This is a genomic window from Kocuria atrinae C3-8 (genome assembly GCF_000286355.1).
Classification (GTDB): Bacteria; Actinomycetota; Actinomycetes; order Actinomycetales; family Micrococcaceae; genus Kocuria; species Kocuria atrinae_A.
In genome coordinates this window covers 1-3,025 of the sequence record NZ_AJXN01000161.1, presented here as the reverse complement: position 1 = coordinate 3,025, position 3,025 = coordinate 1, and the positions used below count along the sequence as shown (strand labels likewise).

General features: G+C 62.2%; 4 protein-coding genes, 1 tRNA gene and 1 pseudogene. All 6 read right to left on the bottom strand.

Annotation, left to right across the window (positions count from 1 at the left end):
• Window positions 1-335 precede the first annotated feature (335 nt).
• Window positions 336-425, bottom strand: a tRNA-Ser gene (locus tag YO9_RS0114920).
• A gap of 55 nt (window positions 426-480) precedes the next feature.
• Window positions 481-681, bottom strand: coding sequence for a nucleoside deaminase (locus YO9_RS21805; protein WP_016998207.1), 201 nt, complete (start codon window positions 679-681; stop codon window positions 481-483).
• Window positions 675-914, bottom strand: a pseudogene (locus YO9_RS21800) (nucleoside deaminase); the annotation flags it as partial. The gene YO9_RS21805 and the pseudogene YO9_RS21800, both read right to left, overlap by 7 nt.
• 52 nt (window positions 915-966) lie before the next feature.
• Window positions 967-1,434, bottom strand: coding sequence for a hypothetical protein (locus YO9_RS0114910; protein WP_016998205.1), 468 nt, complete (start codon window positions 1,432-1,434; stop codon window positions 967-969).
• Entirely contained in the window at window positions 1,392-1,631 is a 240-nt protein-coding gene (locus YO9_RS19095; protein ID WP_223286667.1) for a hypothetical protein, read from the bottom strand. Before YO9_RS19095 ends, YO9_RS0114910 begins: the two co-directional genes overlap by 43 nt.
• A gap of 142 nt (window positions 1,632-1,773) precedes the next feature.
• Complete coding sequence (locus tag YO9_RS0114905) at window positions 1,774-2,949, bottom strand: ABC transporter permease (RefSeq protein ID WP_223286666.1); 1,176 nt, start codon at window positions 2,947-2,949, stop codon at window positions 1,774-1,776.
• Window positions 2,950-3,025 lie beyond the last annotated feature (76 nt).

The following is a 3,025-nucleotide window of genomic DNA, read 5'->3' as shown; positions in this document are numbered from 1 at the left end:
TGCAGGGTGCAGGGTGCAGGTGCATGTGCCAGGGCTGTAGCGTCGATCGGCCTGCAGCTGCTGTCACCCCGGCGGTGGGAACGTCGATGACACGGCACCGGAGCGGCCGTCAGACATCTGAGGCTCAGGATTGCGATGTTGGGCGTGATCCGGCTGCGTACCTCGCCCCGGAATGTGAGCGGATGCGACACTCTGCCGTAAATGTCCGGGGTGTGATTCGAATCCGTTGGCGTCCAGCACGGTGGATGTGTCCGTATCGTGTCCAGTTACGGGACCCGGGGACACAAAAAACGCCCGCTACCCCTGTTTGACTAGGGATAACGGGCGATTTCGACTGGCGGTGACGGAGGGATTTGAACCCTCGTTGGCTTTAACACCAAACATCATTTCGAGTGATGCACCTTCGGCCGCTCGGACACGTCACCAGCTCGAAGTACTTTACCGTCAGTTCCACCCGGAACCAAACCGTGCCCGCTGCAACTACTTGCGGTGGGCCTCAAAGAACTCCCGGAGCAATGCGGCGCACTCGGTCTCGCGGACCCCACCGGTGACCTCGACCCAGTGGTTGAGGCGCGGTTCGCGGACCACGTCGAATACGGAACCGCAGGCACCGGCCTTTGGATCCCATGCTCCGAGGACCAGTCGCGGCACCCGGGACAGCACGATGGCCCCGGCGCACATGCACACGGCTCCAGCGTCACGACCAGAGTGCAGTCCTCGAGCCGCCACGAACCGGTGCGGGCGGCGGCGTCGCGCAGAGCGAGCACCTCCGCATGGGCGGTGGGATCACCGCCCGCCTCGCGACGGTTGTGACCACGCCCAACGACGTCGCCGTGGGAGTTCACGACCACCGCACCGATTGGGACATCCCCGCTCGGTACAGTGCGCTGTGCTTCTAACAAAGCCAGGTCCATCCAGCGTTCGTGCTGGATGGACCTGGCAGTGGGCGGTAACGCCATGTGTGACTTACCGGCGGCTGTTCTGCGCGAAGTACGCGGAGTTGGGAGCCTTGAATGCGGTGACGATCCACATGATGTTCACGACGACCGCGATGATCGAGACGACGATCAACACGATGCCCAGTCCGCCGTACATGAGCGCACCGAAGATTCCGAACAGGTAGGACAGGATCGACAGAGCAGCGAAGACGGTACCCAGGATGCGTGCCCAGTTCTTGCCCTTGGCCAGGCCACGGTAGACCAGGAAGTACAGCAGCAGGGCGATGACGAGACCGATGATGGAGCCGACCACGCTGCCGCTGCTGCTGGCGAACATTTCCGCCTGGTCGCTGCTCAGACCCTGCTCGCGGAAGTACGCCTCAAGGTCAGTTGTGGAGGCCGCAATGAGGTTCACCACGGTGTACAGGATGTACATCGCTGCGGACAGCAGCGTCAGCTTGAGCAGCTTGTCGAGCAGCCCGGGGCGCTCCACCATTCCGGTGTACTGGTTCGGGTTGTACTCCGAGGTGCCGTACTTGCCGCCCTGCTGGCCGTAGCCGTGCTGGGGTGCGGCCTGCGGGTCCTGACCGGGGCCGGGCTGGCCTGCGGGGTTGGGCTGGCCGGGGCCAGGTTGACCAGCACCTGGCTGGTTGCGTAGTCCGGGTTGCGGGGTTCGTTGGGAGTGGTGCTCATGGGGAAGTTCCCTTCTTCTCGTTGGTGCGAGTGGTGAGAGTGAATTATTCGTAACGGAGTGCGTTGATGGGATCCTGCCGTGCTGCGCGCATGGCGGGAATGGTGCCGGCCAGGAACGCGATGACCATCACGGACAAGATGATCAGGCGGTCTGGATCGGGTCGAACAGGAACAGGCTCAGGCCCGGTAGGCCTTCCAACAGTCCGTTGGACAATATGGAACTGATGATCGAACCGGTGGCCACGCCCACGGCAGCGCCGATGGCCGAACCCAGGAAACCGATGAAGATGGCTTCGAGGGAGAACAGGCCAAAGACCTTGCCACCACTCATGCCCAGTGCCTTCATGAGGCCGATCTCACGGGTTCGTTCCTGCACGGACATCAGCAGCGTGTTCACAATGCCGAAGCCCGCAGCCAGCAGGGCGATAATCGCGAACGAGTTCAGGATCCACACGATGCCGTTGATGACAGCGCGGAACATGCCGAGCTGGTCCTCCACGGTCATGCCCAACATGTTCTCGTCCGCGAGCTGGGACTTGATCTGACCGGCGTCGTCGATGTTCTCGATGTTGGCCACGGCCATGAAATAGCTGTCCGGAACGTCACGCGGAGAACCGGAGGTCTGGTAGTCGTAGAGCTTCTCGTTGAGGCTCGAGGACGGCATGGGGGTCAAGGACGCACCGGCCAGGGACGCTTGGGAGACACCGGAGACGGTGACCTCGAAGGTCTCATCGTCGCCGGCCATGTTGGTCATGACCACGTCCACGGTCTTGCCCACGGCATCCTCGTTGGAATCGAAGCCCAGGTCCTCGACCCACGAAGCGGGAACGATCATCTCGTCCTTATCGCGGGCGGGGATCTCTCCGGCTTCGAGCTGAACGCCTTCAGCATCGGAAGGCATGCCCAGGCTGAGCTGGACACGCTTGTCGTTGGGCGCTTCCAGATAGGTGGGAGACACCATGTACATGGGGTCCACGGACTCGACGCCGTCGATCTCCTCGATCTTCTTGATGTCAGCGTTACTCAACCCGCTGGCTGAACCGAAGCCCGTCTGAATGCTTGTATCTTCGGGGTCGTATTCTTGGGGACCGTCGTTCTGGGGCTCGGTCTGGTCCGCGACTTTCTGCACATAGATGGACTTCTGGTCGCCGAAACCGGCCACGGTCTTATCGATGTAGTCGTTCACACCGGTGCCCACACCCGAAGTAAGGGTCAGGGTGAACGCACCGATGAAGATGGCGATGACGGTCAGGATGGTTCGGGCTTTGGAACGGAACGTGTTTCCGATGGCCGTCCGCAGCAGATCGACAAACTTCACTCGGAGACTCCCTGCTGATCGGTGGTGGACTGTTCGGCCACGGGGGCTGCGTGGCGACCCGCGCGCGGGGGCGGCA

Excerpts from the sequence above, each read along its gene's own strand:
- YO9_RS21805 (WP_016998207.1), bottom strand. The coding sequence starts at position 681 with ATGTGCGCCGGGGCCATCGTGCTGTCCCGGGTGCCGCGACTGGTCCTC.
- YO9_RS0114910 (WP_016998205.1), bottom strand. The coding sequence starts at position 1,434 with ATGGTGGAGCGCCCCGGGCTGCTCGACAAGCTGCTCAAGCTGACGCTG.
- YO9_RS19095 (WP_223286667.1), bottom strand. The coding sequence starts at position 1,631 with ATGAGCACCACTCCCAACGAACCCCGCAACCCGGACTACGCAACCAGC.